Source organism: Intestinimonas butyriciproducens, from assembly GCF_016901775.1.
In the GTDB taxonomy this organism is placed as follows: domain Bacteria; phylum Bacillota; class Clostridia; order Oscillospirales; family Butyricicoccaceae; genus Pseudobutyricicoccus.
The window spans coordinates 25,120-40,229 of the sequence record NZ_JACJKW010000004.1; the positions used below are offsets into that span (position 1 = coordinate 25,120).

The 15,110-nt window shown below is 57.7% G+C and carries 16 protein-coding genes and 1 tRNA gene; 3 read left to right on the forward strand and 14 right to left on the reverse strand.

Translation table 11 applies throughout. From position 1 onward, the window contains the following. Positions 1–8: 8 nt before the first annotated feature. On the forward strand, positions 9–1,433 hold the full coding sequence (locus H6A25_RS02925; protein ID WP_204750520.1) for a flotillin family protein: 1,425 nt from the start codon (positions 9–11) through the stop codon (positions 1,431–1,433). Between the two features lie 121 nt (positions 1,434–1,554). Then, positions 1,555–1,631: transfer RNA gene (locus tag H6A25_RS02930), tRNA-Arg, on the forward strand. A gap of 152 nt (positions 1,632–1,783) precedes the next feature. Here the strand turns inward: H6A25_RS02930 and H6A25_RS02935 are convergent. Further along, positions 1,784–2,341 carry a HutD/Ves family protein gene (locus H6A25_RS02935; RefSeq protein ID WP_204750521.1) on the reverse strand — a complete coding sequence of 186 codons (558 nt, stop codon included), beginning with the start codon at positions 2,339–2,341 and terminating at the stop codon, positions 1,784–1,786. An 11-nt stretch (positions 2,342–2,352) separates the two neighbouring features. Continuing rightward, positions 2,353–2,874: a nitroreductase family protein gene (locus tag H6A25_RS02940; protein WP_204750522.1), complete on the reverse strand. Its 522-nt coding sequence runs from the start codon at positions 2,872–2,874 to the stop codon at positions 2,353–2,355. A gap of 161 nt (positions 2,875–3,035) precedes the next feature. Here H6A25_RS02940 and H6A25_RS02945 point away from each other — a divergent pair, with 161 nt between their 5' ends. Continuing rightward, positions 3,036–4,151: an SLC13 family permease gene (locus H6A25_RS02945; RefSeq protein ID WP_204750523.1), complete on the forward strand. Its 1,116-nt coding sequence runs from the start codon at positions 3,036–3,038 to the stop codon at positions 4,149–4,151. Between the two features lie 30 nt (positions 4,152–4,181). Here H6A25_RS02945 and H6A25_RS02950 read toward each other — a convergent pair whose 3' ends face one another. The 12 genes from H6A25_RS02950 to H6A25_RS03005 all read right to left on the reverse strand — a co-directional run bounded on the left by H6A25_RS02950 (position 4,182) and on the right by H6A25_RS03005 (position 15,109). After that, on the reverse strand, positions 4,182–4,409 hold the full coding sequence (locus tag H6A25_RS02950; protein WP_207750805.1) for a helix-turn-helix transcriptional regulator: 228 nt from the start codon (positions 4,407–4,409) through the stop codon (positions 4,182–4,184). Next, a complete protein-coding gene (locus tag H6A25_RS02955; RefSeq protein WP_204750525.1) occupies positions 4,366–4,737 on the reverse strand; it encodes a DUF3796 domain-containing protein in 372 nt (123 codons plus the stop codon). Before H6A25_RS02955 ends, H6A25_RS02950 begins: the two co-directional genes overlap by 44 nt. A gap of 121 nt (positions 4,738–4,858) precedes the next feature. Further along, positions 4,859–5,707, reverse strand: a complete 849-nt coding sequence (locus tag H6A25_RS02960) for a DMT family transporter (protein WP_204750526.1) — start codon at positions 5,705–5,707, stop codon at positions 4,859–4,861. Positions 5,708–5,710: 3 nt separating this feature from the next. Continuing rightward, positions 5,711–7,036, reverse strand: coding sequence for an APC family permease (locus H6A25_RS02965; RefSeq protein WP_204750527.1), 1,326 nt, complete (start codon positions 7,034–7,036; stop codon positions 5,711–5,713). 168 nt (positions 7,037–7,204) lie between these two features. Continuing rightward, positions 7,205–7,660, reverse strand: coding sequence for a 23S rRNA (pseudouridine(1915)-N(3))-methyltransferase RlmH (locus tag H6A25_RS02970; protein WP_204750528.1), 456 nt, complete (start codon positions 7,658–7,660; stop codon positions 7,205–7,207). Further along, positions 7,657–8,448, reverse strand: a complete 792-nt coding sequence (locus tag H6A25_RS02975; RefSeq protein ID WP_204750529.1) for an MBL fold metallo-hydrolase — start codon at positions 8,446–8,448, stop codon at positions 7,657–7,659. The genes H6A25_RS02970 and H6A25_RS02975 overlap by 4 nt, the downstream gene beginning before the upstream one ends. An 86-nt stretch (positions 8,449–8,534) precedes the next feature. Beyond that, complete coding sequence (locus tag H6A25_RS02980) at positions 8,535–9,836, reverse strand: UDP-N-acetylglucosamine 1-carboxyvinyltransferase (RefSeq protein WP_430651154.1); 1,302 nt, start codon at positions 9,834–9,836, stop codon at positions 8,535–8,537. A gap of 206 nt (positions 9,837–10,042) precedes the next feature. Beyond that, positions 10,043–10,831 carry a hypothetical protein gene (locus H6A25_RS02985; RefSeq protein ID WP_204750531.1) on the reverse strand — a complete coding sequence of 263 codons (789 nt, stop codon included), beginning with the start codon at positions 10,829–10,831 and terminating at the stop codon, positions 10,043–10,045. A 3-nt stretch (positions 10,832–10,834) separates the two neighbouring features. Next, positions 10,835–12,124, reverse strand: coding sequence for a hypothetical protein (locus H6A25_RS02990; RefSeq protein WP_204750532.1), 1,290 nt, complete (start codon positions 12,122–12,124; stop codon positions 10,835–10,837). After that, positions 12,121–13,890, reverse strand: coding sequence for an ATP-binding protein (locus H6A25_RS02995; protein ID WP_204750533.1), 1,770 nt, complete (start codon positions 13,888–13,890; stop codon positions 12,121–12,123). Before H6A25_RS02995 ends, H6A25_RS02990 begins: the two co-directional genes overlap by 4 nt. A 12-nt stretch (positions 13,891–13,902) precedes the next feature. After that, positions 13,903–14,592, reverse strand: coding sequence for a response regulator transcription factor (locus tag H6A25_RS03000; protein ID WP_204750534.1), 690 nt, complete (start codon positions 14,590–14,592; stop codon positions 13,903–13,905). Positions 14,593–14,608: 16 nt separating this feature from the next. Beyond that, positions 14,609–15,109 (reverse strand): NUDIX hydrolase, encoded by a 501-nt coding sequence (locus H6A25_RS03005; RefSeq protein ID WP_204750535.1) that lies wholly within the window; start codon positions 15,107–15,109, stop codon positions 14,609–14,611. Position 15,110: the final 1 nt, after the last annotated feature.

A 15,110-nucleotide genomic window follows, 5' to 3' on the forward strand; every position in this document is an offset into this window, starting at 1 on the left:
TATGAAGAATGGAAACTTTGATTCTGGTCTGCGTCATTGCACTGCTGCTTTTCTCCATGATCCTGCTGATTTTGTCCCGGTACAAAAAATGTCCCTCCGACAAGGTGATGGTCATTTATGGTAAAGTGGGCAACAACAAGGACGGCAGCGCCCGCAGCGCCAAGTGTATCCACGGCGGCGCCGCCTTTGTCTGGCCGGTGATCCAGGCCCGGGAATTTCTGGACCTGACCCCCCTGTCCATTTCGGTGGATCTGGAAAATGCCCTGTCCCGGCAGAACATCCGCATCAATGTGCCCTCCCGGTTCACCGTGGGCATCTCCACCGAGCCCGCCGTCATGCAGAACGCCGCCGAGCGGCTGCTGGGGCTCAAGCTGGAGGAAGTCCAGGAACTGGCCAAGGACATCATCTTCGGCCAGCTGCGTCTGGTCATTGCCACCATGGACATCGAGGAGATCAACACCGACCGGGATAAATTCCTGGAAGCGGTCTCCCGGAATGTGGAAGGCGAACTGAAGAAGATCGGCCTGCGGCTGATCAATGTGAATGTCACCGACATCAGCGACGAAAGCGGTTACATCGCCGCCCTGGGCAAGGAAGCCGCGGCCAAGGCCATCAACGATGCCAAAAAGAGCGTGGCTGAAAAAGACCGTGACGGCTCCATCGGCGAAGCCAATGCCCACCGTGACCAGCGTGTCCAGGTGGCCCAGGCCGATTCCGAGGCCATCAAGGGCGAAAACGCCGCCAAGATGGAAGTGGCCATGTCCAACGCCGCCCGGCGTGAAAAGGAAGCGGAAGCTTTGAAGATCGCCACCTCCGCCGAAAAAATCCAGGCCGCCCGTGCTCTGGAAGAGGCTTACGCCGCCGAGCAGCAGGCTGAAGTGGCCCGTGCCGCCCGGGAAAAAGCCACCCAGGAAGCCGATATCATCGTCAAGACCGAGATCGAAAAGCGGAAGCTGGAGCTGGAAGCCGAGGCCCAGGCCGAGCAGATCCGCCGGAAGGCCAAAGGTGAAGCCGATGCCATCCTGGCCAAGATGCAGGCCGAAGCCACCGGTATGCAGGCCATGCTCACCAAGCAGGCCGATGGTCTGCGAGAGATCGTGCTGGCTGCCGGCGGCGATCCCGATGCCGCTCTGCGTCTGCTGCTGGCCGACAAGATGGAAGATCTGCTGCGTGTCCAGGTGGAAGCGGTGAAGAACATCAAGATCGACAAGGTCACCGTTTGGGACAGCGGCGAAAATGGCCAGGGCAAAACGGCCACCGCCGGATTTGTCTCCGGGCTGATGAAATCTCTCCCCCCCATGAACGAACTGTTCGACATGGCCGGAATGAATCTGCCCTCTTTCCTGGGCAGCGACAAAAAGGAGGAAACCGAAAAACCAGCCCCCGCCCTGTCCCCCAAGGAAACACAGCCTGAAACGGCCGAAACAAAATAAGAATCCCCTATCCGTGCGCCCCGGAAAACCCGGGGCGCAATTTTTTCGAAAAAACAAAAATTTCTCTTGCTTTTTTCAAAGGAGCGTGGTATTATAATTAAGCGTTCCAAATGCGGAACATGCGCCCATAGCTCAGCTGGATAGAGTGTCTGACTACGAATCAGAAGGTCACAGGTTCGAATCCTGTTGGGCGTGCCAAAAAACAGCCTGCTCAATAGAGCGGGCTGTTTTTTTATCCTTTTGCAAATCAATGGCTGCCGAAACGGTACTCTTCCTGACCAGATCCCTTGTTTCGCTGCAGTAAAAAACCGGGAGCCCAAGGCTCCCGGTTTTTTACTGCTTTGATTTTGTTATGCCAGCTGCACCCGAGCCAGTGCCAGAATGCTGTCTGTCTGTGCTTTTACATTGAGCTCTCCCGGGCCTTGGCAAAGTAAGCCGTCCCATTCACTGAGAGACAGCTCATTTCCCTCTGCGCTGCCCTGGTACAAAAACAGCACGCCTTTTTCCCCGGGGAAAAAGGAAAAGGAATGACTTTCCCCAGCCTTCAGCCCGAGGCCCTGGATGCAGCCTTTTGCCCCCTCACGGAGCATCAGGTTGAAATCCTGGGCCCTCCCCAGGCTGACGGTGTGCCAGTCACCGGAAAAGGTATCCTGCTCCAGCACCGCCAGATCTTTTTCTCCATGGCCCTCATAGAGAAGGCGCAAAGAGCCCTGGAGCACCATGATGTGCCGCTCCACCCCGGGAAGGGGCGTAAAATCCGAACGGTCGCAATCCACTCCTGCACTGCTCACCCGAAAGAGGAAATCCCCTTTGCCATAGTCGGCGTCTTCCGGGAAAATATACACCTGGGTGGTGGAGCCGCCTGACCAATTGGAGACCTTGTAGCCCTCACGGGGCAATTTTCTCATTTCCATAGCTTCTAGCGGATGTAGTCCACAGCGCCTTCTACCCGCTCTTTGCCCTGGGGTGCTTCTCCCTTGGGATAGCCCAGGATCACGCCGGCCACGCCGATATAGCCCTCCGGAATGCCGGCATCTTTGGCAAATGCCTGGCCCTGGGGTGTGGTGAGGTAGCGGCCGATGCAGTTGATCCAGCAGGAACCAATGCCCAGAGAAGCCGCCGAAAGGAACATATTCTGGATGGCCAGAGAACAATCGGCCACAGGGGCGATGTTGTCCTGTTTCCCGGTGACGATCACCAGGGTGGGAGCGCCGTAGAACATATCCCGATCGGTCTCCATCATCTCCTGGCACCCCTTGCGGATGCGCTGGATGGTCTCCTTGTCCTGGACCACGGTAAAGTGCCAGGACTGCTGGTTCATGGCGCTGGGAGCCCACAGGCCGCAGCGGATGATCTGCTCCAGCTCTTCTTCCTTGATCTGCTTATCCTCATAGCTGCGCCAGCTGCGCCGGTTCAGGATATTCTGAATCACTTCGTTCATATGCAAAACCATCCTTTCATCTCTGCCCGCACACAGGGCATTTTCTATATTTTAGTGTAGCACACCCTTCCCTGCCCATGCAAGAGGGATATTGCCCCCGGAAGGTGCAGGTGGTAAAATAAAACGGCATGTGATTTTTTGAAAAAGCAGGTGACCAAGCAATGTCCAAAGTACTGGGATTTTTCCGGCGGGAGCCGGTGCTGTCCATTGCGGCCCTGGCCGCGGTGATCACGGCCTTTTTTGCCCCATTTTCCCTGAAGGCCATAGGGGAAGCCATCGACTGGCGGGTGCTGGCCCTTCTCTTCTGCCTGATGGCGGTGGTGCAGGGCCTGGAAGGGGCCGGGCTGTTTGAAAAATTGGCCCAGAATGCCATCCGGCGGGCCGGGAGCCTACGGGGACTATGCGCCGTTTTGGTGCTTTTGTGCTTCTTTTCCTCCATGCTGGTGACAAACGATGTAGCCCTTCTGACCTTTGTTCCTTTCGCCGTGCTGGTCCTCAAGGGAGCGGGCTTTGAAAAGCACCTTTTGTATGTGGTGGTGCTCCAGACGGCGGCAGCCAACCTGGGAAGTATGGCCACTCCGGTGGGCAATCCCCAGAACCTTTTCCTTTTCTCCCGCTACCAGATGAGCGCCCCCATGTTTTTTTCCCGTGTTCTGCCGGTGGCCGGGCTTTCCCTTCTTTTGCTGCTTCTTCTGCTGCTGCCCATTCCCCGGGGCCGCCTTTCGGTGCAGAGCGGCCAGAGTCCCCGGCCTCTTTCCTTCAAAAGCATCCTGCCCTATGGCATCCTCTTTGCCCTGTGCCTGTGCACCGTTTTGCATCTGGTGCCCTATCCCATCACCTTTTTGCTGGTGCTTTTCTATCTTGCCGCCAAAGACCGTCCCATCCTGCGCCGTGTGGACTACGGCCTGCTTCTGACCTTTGTGTTCTTTTTCCTCTTTGTGGGCAATCTGGGGGCCATTCCCCCGGTGAAGCAGGCGCTGTATCAGGCCATTCAGGGCCGGGAGATGATCGCCTGCACCCTGATGAGCCAGGTGATCAGCAATGTGCCCGCCGCTGTGCTGCTTTCCGGCTTCACCGAAAAGGGCGGCGCGCTGCTGCTGGGCTCCAACCTGGGAGGGCTGGGCACGCTGGTGGCCTCCCTGGCCAGCCTGATCTCCTTCCGCATTTACGGCAAAGCCCAGCCGGAGCAAAAGGGCCGGTATCTTCTGCTTTTCACCCTGGTGAATGTGCTGCTGCTCCTGTTGCTGCTTCCTCTGTGCCTGCTGCTGGACCGGTAAACACAAAAAGCGCCCTTTGGGCGCTTTTTGTTATTGCTCCACTGTAAAAATTTCTTCAATGGACACCCCAAACACCTTGGCAATGTTCCAGGCCAGCACCAAAGAAGGGTTATATCGTCCCTTCTCCAGATTTCCTATGGTCTCCCGCCGGACTCCCACCAGTTTTGCCAGTTCTTCCTGCTTCATGTTGTGACGGGCCCGATATTCTTTGATCCTATTTCTGATCACATTCCAGCCCCCATCTCTCTTTGAATCCATAATAGGCAGCAGACAAGGCGTACACCACCACAGACACGATCCATCCCCAAGCCAGGCCGGTGATCAGCGCCTTGTTCTCTTTCTGGGAAGCCAGGAAGAAGGCGCCCAACGAAACCAGAGCCATCGCAATCATACCGCAATAAAAGGCTCGGGAAGCCGACCGGTCCATATATTCTTCCAACATCTCATCTGACTGAACAAAGAAATATTCAAAATTCACCGCAAAGGCAAAAAAAGATAAAAAAGCTTTTGACTCGGTAAACAAACCAATCAATCCCAGAAGAGAAAGCAACCCCATCATGCCATACAGTATGCGTCTTGATTTCATAGAAATGCCTCCTTTGATATGTGGTATATTTCTATCTTTATGATATAAATATACCACATTTATTTCTTATGATCAAGACTATATTGGTCCTTATGAAAAAAAGCGCCCTTTGGGCGCTTTTTTATATTTCCTTTTTCAGACTGCCCCAGATGGCGCAGGCAAAGACCAGGCTGCCCCCCAGCACTTCCCGGAGAGATGGGATCTCTCTCAAAAACAAAGCCGCCAGCAAAATGCCGTATACCGGCTCCAGGCAGGAAACCACGCTGGCCGTCTGGGCCCGGATGGTGCGCAGGCTGCCGATAAAGAGGGTATGGGACAGAGCGGTGAACACCACTCCCAGCAGCAAAAGTCCGCCCCAATCGGAAAGAGAGAGGGCAGGACGCAGCCACAAAAAGCAAGGAGTTAAAATCACCGCTGCCCACATCTGTTCCCAGAAGGAGACCATGGCCGCGGGAAAGTTTCCCACCCATTTCTGATTGAACAGCCCCAGCAGAGCATAGCTGAAACCGGACAAAAGCCCCCACAAGGCCCCCAGCCACAGCGTTCCCTCCCCTTCCAGAGGCGTGGCCAGCAAAATGCCGCCGAAGGCCACAAAAGCCAGCACCACATCCCCTCCCCGGGGCTTTTTCCCGGTAAAGAGGGGCTCCAGAAAGGTGACGAATAGGGGGAAGGCCGAAAAAGAGATCAGACCCATGGCCACAGTGGACACCTGAATGGCCTGATAAAAAGTGCTCCAGTGAAAGGCCAGCAATGCGCCCAAGGCAGCCAGGGCCGCCTTGGTGCGCCCCGGCACAGCCCAGGGGTTTTCTCCCCGGATCTTCAGCCAAAGAAGGAGAGACAGGGCGGAAAAAACCACCCTGCCCCAGGTGATGATCAGGGAATGCTGGCGTATCACCTTGCCGAACAGCCCTGAAAGGCCAAAGAGCAGCACCGCCATATGGAGCTGCCAGAGCCCCGGCCGTTTTTTCATGGTTTAGCCCTTCTTCTTTTCCAAAAATGCATAGACCGGCAGACCGATCACCGTCAGACCAATGCCCACCAGCGACTGGATGGGATCGGAGATCACCGTGCTGACGAGGATATAGATGGCTCCCAGCGCACCCACAATGGGCACCACCGGATAGAGGGGCACCTGATAGGGGCCTTTTTTGTCCGGGTGTTTTTTCCGCAGGATAAAGACGCCCAGAACACCCATGGTAAAGAAGATCCACAGCACAAAGACCAGCAGGTCAGTGAGGGTGTTGAAGGAGCCGGACAGGATATAGATGGCCGCCAGAGCGCACTGGAAGATCAGAGCGCTGGCCGGTGTACCGTATTTGGGATGCAGAGCGCCCAGGACCCGGCTGAACGGCAGCTGGCCCCGCTGGCCCATGGCCAGAGGCACCCGGGCCGCCGTCATGGTATAGCCATTCATGGCGCCGAACACCGACACCATAATGCCGGCGGTGATAAATGCGGCGCCTTTTTCGCCGAACAGCACCACTGCTGCCGCAGCGCCGGGCGTTGCCGCACCGGCCACCTGGTCATAAGGCAGCACCATAAAGACCGCCAGATTGAAGACCACATACACCGCCACCACAAACAAAACGCCGAAAGAAATGACCCGAGGCAGATCCTTGCCCGGATTTTTCAGTTCTCCCGCCATATTGGTCACGCCGATCCAGCCGTCATAGGCCCACAAAGTACCCAGAATAGCAGCCCCCAGTCCGGCTGCACCGGCAGAGGTTCCCGCGGCCCAATTCAGCTCGCCGCCGGAAAGAAGGCCGAAGGCAATAATGGCCGCCACCGGGATCAGCTTGCCGAAGGTGGCCACCGTCTGGATGATGCCGCCATATTTTGTGGACAGAATATTCATCCACAGCACAAAAGCCATCACACAAATGGCCAGAGCCTTCTGCTGCCAGGGGCCCATGGGAAAAAATACCGCCGCATAGGTGGCAAAGGCAATGGCCTGGGCGGCAATGGAAGCCGGATAGGAAATCACCGACTGAACCCATCCCAGGAGGAATCCCCATTTTTTGCCATACAGTTCCTCCAGATATACATACAATCCTCCGGTCTTGGGGATGGCCGAAGCGATCTCCGCCACCGACAAAGCCGCAGCCAGCGTGATAATGCCGCCAGCCGCCCAGGCGATCAAAGCCATCGGCAGACTCCCGGCGCTTTCCAGCACCACGCCGGGCTTGAGGAAGATGCCGCTGCCGATGATCATGCCCACCACAATGGCCAGGGCTTCCAAAAAGGTTACTGATTTTTTCAGCTGTCCCTCCGAAGAGTGTCCATTTTCTTTTTTTCTCATATCCCTCTCCTCTTTACTTGCTTTTTTCATTTTTCTCTTTATCAGATCAAATAATTCATATTATTATATCAAATAATGCATATGTTTTCCAATCGTTTTTTCAATAAAATGAATAAAAGACAAAAATTCCCCCTTTTCCCTAAAAAATGCAAGGAAAAGGGGGGGCTATTATTTGTGATATTTGCTTCCTGCGGCGATGGAAAAAGCCCGGTAGATCTGTTCCAGCACCATCACCCGGGCCAGGTGGTGGGGAAAGGTCATGGGGGACATGGACAGACGCAGCCCGGCTCTTTTTTTCACCTTGTCCGAAAGGCCCTCGGAAGAGCCGATGACAAAGCACAGGCGGGAAATGCCGCTGTTTTGCCATTTTTCCATTTTCCGGCTCAGCTCCTGGCTGCTCATCTCTTCCCCTTCGATGCACATGGCCACCACATAGCTCTGGGGAGGAATGGCGGCCAGAATCTTTTCCCCCTCCCGCTCCAAACCGCCGGGTCGGGTATCCTCGGGAATCTCCAGCACCTCCAGACGGCAAAAAGAGCTCAGCCGCTTCTGGTATTCCTGGCAGGCTTTCAGGTAAAAATCTTCCTTCAGCTTGCCGGCACAAATCAGTTTGACCCCTGTCATCCGGCCGCCCTCCCTTTTCCGGAAAGGGACAGAAGGGCCTTGTGGGGCGCCACCTGCACCTGCACCTGCTCCCAAAGCCCTGCCTGCCGCAGCGCCCGCTCTGTCTCTTCCAGCGCCCATTCCGGCCGGTTGTTGTGCTCGCTCAGATGGGCCAGGATCACCTTTTGCAGCCCGTATTTTCCCCATTCTGCCACCGCCTGGGCCGCATCGTCATTGGACAAATGCCCCTGGGCAGACAGGATCCGCCGCTTGAGATAATAAGGGTATTCCCCGTTTTTCAGCTGATATACATCGTGGTTGGATTCCAGAAACACCGTCTCGGCTCCCCGCAGGGTTTCAAACACCCCGGCAGGCAAATGCCCCAGGTCGGTGCAATAGCCCAGTTTTCCCTCCTGGGTCTCCAGCAGAAAGCCGCAGCTGCCCGGGCAGTCATGGGGGGTGAGGAAGGGAGTGATGCGCACCTCCCCAAGCCAGAAGGGGGCGTCGGGCTCCACGATCTCCAGCCGGTCATGGGCGCACTTTTCTTTCAGCCCCTCCACGGTGGGGGCCGTGGCATGGATGGGCGCCCGGCAGTGCTTGGTCAGCACCGGCAGAGCGCTGATATGGTCGGAATGGGTGTGGGTGATGAGCACATCGGTAATATCACCCAAAGCGATGCCCAGCTGGGACAGGGCATTGCGGATGTACTTGGTGTTGGTGCCCCCATCGATGAGCAGGGTGCGCCCTCCCCCCCGGAACACCGAACAGTTCCCCGAAGAGGAACTGGCCAGGCTGTAAAACTGGGTCATACTGTCCTTCCTTGTCTTTCAAAAACAGCGGCGGCACGGAAAACCCGCGCCGCCGGAACCAATCATTTCTGCTTGTCCTTTGCCTTTCACCGGGCCATGGGCACCGCATCCTCCTCGGACACCGTTACCCGGCGGATGTCGGCTCCCAGCCCCTGGAGTTTTTCCACAATGTTGTCATAGCCCCGCTCGATATAAGCGATCTCTTCCACCTCGGTGACGCCCTTGGCGGCCAGACCGGCGATGACCATGGCGGCCCCGGCCCGCAGATCGCAGGAGCGCACCTTGGCACCGGTGAGCTCGCTCACCCCTTCGATGATGGCCACTTTGCCGTCCACCTGGATTTTGGCTCCCATCCGCCGCAGCTCTTCCACATAGCGGTAGCGGTTGTCCCACACCCCTTCGGTGATGACGCTGGTGCCTTCGGCCAGACACAAAGCGGCGGCCAGCTGGGGCTGCATATCGGTGGGGAAGCCCGGATAGGGCAGGGTTTTGATGTTGATGCGCCGCAGGGGCTCTGTACGGCTGACCCGCACGGCGTCGTCCATCTCTTCCACCTGGGCGCCCATCTCAATGAGTTTTGCGGTGATGCATTCCAGGTGCTTGGGGATCACATTGCGCACCAGCACGCTGCCGCCGGTGGCCATGACAGCGGCCATATAGGTGCCCGCTTCGATCTGATCGGGGATCACCGAATAGGTTCCGCCATGGAGCTCTTTCACCCCCCGGATCTTGATCACATCGGTACCGGCGCCCATGATCTCAGCGCCCATGGCGTTGAGGAAATTGGCCAGGTCCACGATATGGGGTTCTTTGGCGGCGTTTTCGATCACCGTCTGGCCTTCGGCCAAAGTGGCGGCCAGCATGATGTTCATGGTGGCACCCACCGATACCACATCCAGATAGATGCTGGTGCCCCGCAGGCCCTGGGGGGCCTGGGCATAGACAAAACCGTTTTTCACGCTGACCTGGGCGCCCAGGGCTTCAAAGCCCTTCACATGCTGATCGATGGGGCGCACCCCGCCGAAATTACAGCCGCCGGGCATGGCCACTTCGGCCTTGTGATAGCGGCCCAGCAGGGTGCCGATCAGATAATAGGAAGCCCGCATTTTCCGCATCAGGTCCTCCGGCGTGCGGATGTTGCGCATATGGCGGCAGTCGATCTCCACCGTGGTGGGATTCATGCTGCGCACCTGGGCCCCCATCTGCTGAAGGATCTCCAGCTGGATGATCACATCGCTGACCTGAGGTACATTTTCGATGCGGCAGACGCCGTTGACCAAAATGGTGGCCGGTATAATGGCCACAACGGCATTCTTGGCGCCGCTGACGGTCACTTCGCCCCGCAGCGGCTTATTCCCATTGATGACAAATTTATCCAAAATCCTCATTCTCCCGGCAGTGTATTCCAGTTGCTCCCTTGCAAGATGCCGCCTGGGGCGGCAAGAAGAACGACAGAGCTGCGTTCATCAAAAATTTACTGTTGTTTTATATATTTTACCACAGTCCGCTCAGAATGAAAAACAAAATCCCGCAGATTTTCACCTAAGTTTTCACCAATCCCCAGGGCCGATCCTTGTGCACAATGATCAAAGGCTCATTCCACTGGGTTTTCCCCCGTGTCCACCGTGAAACTTTTTCCTCCCGCTTCCACCTGCCAGACGGGAAAAAGCAGATAGTTGCCGTTGCCCTGATCCCGCAGGCGATAGCTTTCCCGGGCGCTTTCCGGGGGCTGGGAAAAGCCTTCCTCCCGCCACAGACGGCGCAGGTTCACCACCATCTGATAGCTTTTGGCCCCTTCGCCCACCTGGCGGAGCTGAGGATCCATCAGCCACCGGCCCTCGGCCACAAGGCTATTTCCCTTCTTCCGGCAGGTGAGGGTGCATTCCATCAGCTCTTCCCCCGAGGGCATTCCCTGGAAAAAGGTCACCCGATCCCCTTCTTCCTCCCGGCGGCAGTTGCCCATGGGAAAACCGGCTTTTTCCAAAAGCTCTTCCCATTCTTCCCCTGTGAGGGAGGACTCCGTAAACAGTTCCAGCCGCACTTCTCCCCCGGTGTAAAAAGCCAGGGTGCCCTCTTCCGAAGAAAACCGGGAGACGCCGCCGTCGGTATCGCTTTTTTCGGTGCCCAGAAGGGCCTGGGCCGCTTTCTTTTCCAAGGCGGTATCCCGGCTTGCGGCATACACCGGCCGCTGGGTGCCCAGGCTTCGGAAAATGTCTTCGTCAAACTCTCCCACATCCTCCTGCAGCAGGGAAAGGGCCTGATCCATGGCCTGACGCTGCTGGGCCCAGCCGTGGCTCACCTGCCACAGAAGATTCCCCGCCAAAAACAGATTGGTGCAGATGAGCACAATGAGCAAAATGGTTTTGGCCCGGCTCCATTCCATGGCTTATCCCTCCTTCACCGGCGCGTAGCTGAGATAGGGAGTGAGCTTGCCCTCCTGCAAAGCGTAGCGGCACTGAAGCCGCACCGGCCCGTTTCCCTCCATGGCCGCGGCCGCCAGAGAATAGGGCAAAATCCTCCGCTCTCCCGTCTGGGTCAGGGACAAAAGGCTCATCTCCATGGAGACGATGACCCCTTCCTGCACATGGATGGTCACCTGCTGGGAGGAAAGGGGCACCCCCGCGGCCCGGCAGGAAAACAGAATGGTATATTCTTCCTCTCCCGCTCCCTTCTCCACCCTTTTGAGGGACAGATCCAAAGGCGAGCCCGCGCTGTCCAGAGCGTCCTGGGCCACCTGCCAGCCCCGGCCGATCAGCCCCACCAGGGTGTTTTCTGCATTTTCTCCTTCCAGGCCCTCGCCGCCGTCCACGGTAAACTGCACCGTTCCGTCTCCGCTGAGGCGCAGGGAATAGTTGCCCTGGACAAACACCGCCATCTCTTCTCCGGCGGCATAGCGCTTGGCCAGATAGGGGTTCATGGAAAAGCACTCCAACAGCGCCCGGGGCATTTCTCCCCCGCTGACGGCGCCGGTGACCACCTCGGCCACTTTGCATTCATACACCGGCAGCTTGACGGCGCTGCCGGATACCGGCTGATCGGGGGCCAGCACCGACAGATTGGGATCTTCCATGGCAAAATAGGAACCGTCCGGACTGCATTCTTCCAAAGCTGTCCGGAGTTTTTCGCTGGCCGCGGCGGTGGCAAACCGGAACCATGCACCCTCCTCGGTCTCCAGAAGCAAGTCCACTCTGTCCTCTTCCGCCAAAAGCACCAGGCGGGAAAAGGCCAGCGCATCCTCCCCCGGGGAGGCTCCGCTCCAGGAGCGCATGGCTGTCAGGGGCACCAGGCCGTCATATTCCAGCAAAAACCCCTGTTCTTCCCAAAGGACACGGTGATAGTCTTGCCGATCCATGGCCTTTTTTTCACTCATGGAGCCCAAAGCTTCCTCCAGCGTGGGCCGCAGCAGAGTGTAGATGGCCGACACCGGCTGCTGGGTGTAGGCGTAGTACAGATCCCCTTTCTGAAAGGCCGACACCGCCAGAGGATAGGCGGCAGGATCGCTTTGTTCCTCCTGCACCTGGCTGACGGTATTTTCTCCCCGCAGCCACCGGGACAGGGTGTAAAGAGGGCCCAGAGAAGGGTCCATGCTCACCCCCAGGGACACCGAAAGGGTGAACAGCACCCCCATCAGAAGGCCATTTGCAATCAGTGCCGCCGTTTTGATCTTTTCTTTCATTGCTGTCCCTCACGCTCCGGCGGACACACCGGCAAAGTGATGGTGACGGTGCTGCCGGCATCCAGCTGACTCTCCACTCCAATGGTTCCCTGATGCTGCTCCACGATCTCCTTGGCGATGGCCAGCCCCAGGCCGGTGCCGCCTCTTTCCCGGGAACGGGCCTTGTCCACCCGGTAAAACCGCTCAAAGAGCCGGGGGATGTCCTCCTGGGGAATGCCGATGCCGGTATCCTGCACCTTTATGACCACCTTGTCCTCCCGGGAGAAGGCACAGAGGGTGACAGAACCGCCGGGGCGGTTATATTTGATGGCATTGGAAACAATGTTGGCAATGACCTGCTCCATCCGGTTCCGGTCAGCCAGGATCAGGGGCAGGGGTTCTTCCAGCCTGGTCTCCAGGGTCAGGCCCTGGCCCCGGGCCTCGATGAGCATGGCGCTGGCAATATTCTGCACGATCAGTTTCACCGGAACCGGGCTCATCTCCATATCCATCTTCCCATAGTCCAGCTGGGACAGCGTGAGCAGGTCCTTGACGATATGGGTCATCCGGTCGGACTCATTGTAGATCACCTGAAGGAAATTGCGGCGGGTTTCCCCGTCCAGCTCGTCCCCGGCATCCAGAAGGGTTTCGGTGTAACCCTTCACATTGGTCAGGGGAGTGCGCAGCTCATGGGACACATTGGCCACAAACTCCCGCCGGGAAGAATCCAGCTTCTTCTGCTCGGTGATGTCGTGGAGCACCGCCATGATGCCGCTGTTTTCATCCTCCGCCGTGCCGAACATGGCCAGCAGAATCTTGAGGATGCGCTTGTTTGCCGCATAGTCGATCTCGATGTACTGGCCCCCTTCTCCCAGGTCGCTTTCTTCCACATTCAGATTGGGAAACACCTGGGTATAGGTCAGCTCCTGCCCGAACTCCATGCCCAGCATCTGCTGGGCCGCCGGGTTCATATGAAGGATATGGCCGCTTTTGTCAAAGGCCACCACCCCGTCGGCCATATGGGTAAACAGGGTGCTCAGCTTGTTCCGCTCCCCGTTGACTTCGGCCAGGGTATTTTCCAGCACCTTGGCCATCTCCCCGAAGGTGCGGGTCAGGTTGCCGATCTCGTCCGCCGATTCCGCCTGGGGCTGCTGGGAAAAGTCTCCGGCGGCGATGCGCTGGGCGGTGCGGGTCAGCCGCTGCACCGGGTTTGTGATGGTGCGGGCCAGAATGAAGCTGAGCAGAATGGCCACCGCCAGGCCGAACATCAATGAGCGGATGAGAATGGTGAACATGGTCCAGGTCAGCTCATCCAGCTCCCCTTTGTCGTCCACCACGGCCAGCACATAATTGCCCCCGTCCACCGGCAGAGCCACATCGAAATAGGGGGACAGGGCGGTGATGGTCTGCCCCACTTCCCCCTCCATGGCGGTGATCATATTGGGGGTCAGCTCCCGGAAAGGAGTGGCGTCCCGGCTTTCCGAAGAGGTGAGGAACTCCCCGGTTTTGCCATCCAGAATATAGAAATTCCGGTGGTCATCCAGCCCCAGGCCGCCGTTATAGGCCTCCAGCACCTCTTCCATCTGATCCAGATCCCCATTGCAGGCGCCGAGCCCTTTTTCCAGCTCCTGCCCCCGCAGGGCGAAAAAATCCACCATCTGGCGCTGAAAATCGCTGCGGTTATAAGCGGTGACCGAGTTGACCAGAAACACGCCCACCACGGCCATCACCGCCACCACCAGCAGCATCAATATGAGCACCAGCTTCATTTGCAGGCTTTTCAGCATGGTTCCTTCCGCCTATTCTTTGTTGAAATAATACCCGGCCCCCCGGCGGGTGATGAGATAGCGGGGGTCGGCCGGATCGTCCTCCAGCTTTTCCCGCAGGCGGCGGATGGCCACATCCACCGTGCGCAGATCCCCATAATATTCAAAGCCCCACACCTTTTCCATCAGCTCTTCCCGGGTCACTACCCGGCCGGCGCATTCCAGAAAATAGCAGAGCATATCAAATTCCCTCTGGGAAAGCTCCAGGGCCTCTCCGTTCTTCCGGGCCAGACGCTTTTCGGTGTCCACCTGGAAGGGGCCGCCTTCTTTCTTTTCGCCCCCCATGCTGTCCTGCTGGTCGGCCAGACGGCGGCGGATGTTGGCCTTCACCCGGGCCAGCAGTTCCTTGATGGAAAAGGGCTTTGTGATATAGTCGTCAGCGCCGGTATCCAGCCCCAGCACCTTATCCCGCTCTTCTTCCCGGGCGGTGACCATAATGACGGGCACATTGCTCTTTTCCCGCAGGCGGCGCAGCAGCTCAAAACCATCCATCCCCGGAAGCATCACATCCAGAAGCACCAGGTCCACCTGGGGAGAAAGGGCCTTTTCCAGCCCCCCTTTTCCCTCATAGGCTTCCTCCACCTGATAGCCTTCCCGTTTCAGGTTGAAGGCTATGATATCCACAATGGCCTTTTCATCTTCCACGATCAGCACTTTTGCCATGGCTCTCTCCTTCTCTTTACAGGCTCAAAAGTCCCTTTTCCCGGGCCAGAAGAAGGGCGCTCAGGGTCTTGGCATCCCCGATCTCTCCACGCCCCAGGGCATCTTTCAGCCGGGAAAGCTCCCACAGCTCCCCCTCCAGAAATTCCCCTTCGTCGGGCCTGGCCTGGGAAAGGGTCAGGTCTTCCGCCCAATAAAGGTACATTTTTTCCTCCAGCACATCGGGAGAAGAACAGTAGACCCCCAGCTCTTCCAGCTTTCCGGCGGAAAGTCCGGTTTCCTCCAAAAGCTCCCGCCGGGCGCACTCTTTCGGGTCCTCCCCCGCTTCCAGCTTTCCCGCCGGAAGCTCCACACATTCCTTCCCCTGGGCATAACGGTACTGGCGCACCAGGGGAATCTTTCCCTGGTACTGGCACAAAACCGCCACCGCACCCCGATGGCGGCAGACTTCTCCCTCTTCCCCGGGGTATACATCCACCAGAACGCCCCGGAACAAAGGCTCGTTCTTCTTGTTTTCCATC

Coding starts and splice junctions, on each gene's coding strand:
- H6A25_RS02925 (WP_204750520.1), top strand. CDS start 9: ATGGAAACTTTGATTCTGGTCTGCGTCATTGCACTGCTGCTTTTCTCC.
- H6A25_RS02935 (WP_204750521.1), bottom strand. CDS start 2,341: ATGAGAAAATTGCCCCGTGAGGGCTACAAGGTCTCCAATTGGTCAGGC.
- H6A25_RS02940 (WP_204750522.1), bottom strand. CDS start 2,874: ATGAACGAAGTGATTCAGAATATCCTGAACCGGCGCAGCTGGCGCAGC.
- H6A25_RS02945 (WP_204750523.1), top strand. CDS start 3,036: ATGTCCAAAGTACTGGGATTTTTCCGGCGGGAGCCGGTGCTGTCCATT.
- H6A25_RS02950 (WP_207750805.1), bottom strand. CDS start 4,409: ATGGATTCAAAGAGAGATGGGGGCTGGAATGTGATCAGAAATAGGATC.
- H6A25_RS02955 (WP_204750525.1), bottom strand. CDS start 4,737: ATGAAATCAAGACGCATACTGTATGGCATGATGGGGTTGCTTTCTCTT.
- H6A25_RS02960 (WP_204750526.1), bottom strand. CDS start 5,707: ATGAAAAAACGGCCGGGGCTCTGGCAGCTCCATATGGCGGTGCTGCTC.
- H6A25_RS02965 (WP_204750527.1), bottom strand. CDS start 7,036: ATGAGAAAAAAAGAAAATGGACACTCTTCGGAGGGACAGCTGAAAAAA.
- H6A25_RS02970 (WP_204750528.1), bottom strand. CDS start 7,660: ATGACAGGGGTCAAACTGATTTGTGCCGGCAAGCTGAAGGAAGATTTT.
- H6A25_RS02975 (WP_204750529.1), bottom strand. CDS start 8,448: ATGACCCAGTTTTACAGCCTGGCCAGTTCCTCTTCGGGGAACTGTTCG.
- H6A25_RS02980 (WP_430651154.1), bottom strand. CDS start 9,836: ATGAGGATTTTGGATAAATTTGTCATCAATGGGAATAAGCCGCTGCGG.
- H6A25_RS02985 (WP_204750531.1), bottom strand. CDS start 10,831: ATGGAATGGAGCCGGGCCAAAACCATTTTGCTCATTGTGCTCATCTGC.
- H6A25_RS02990 (WP_204750532.1), bottom strand. CDS start 12,124: ATGAAAGAAAAGATCAAAACGGCGGCACTGATTGCAAATGGCCTTCTG.
- H6A25_RS02995 (WP_204750533.1), bottom strand. CDS start 13,890: ATGCTGAAAAGCCTGCAAATGAAGCTGGTGCTCATATTGATGCTGCTG.
- H6A25_RS03000 (WP_204750534.1), bottom strand. CDS start 14,592: ATGGCAAAAGTGCTGATCGTGGAAGATGAAAAGGCCATTGTGGATATC.
- H6A25_RS03005 (WP_204750535.1), bottom strand. CDS start 15,109: ATGGAAAACAAGAAGAACGAGCCTTTGTTCCGGGGCGTTCTGGTGGAT.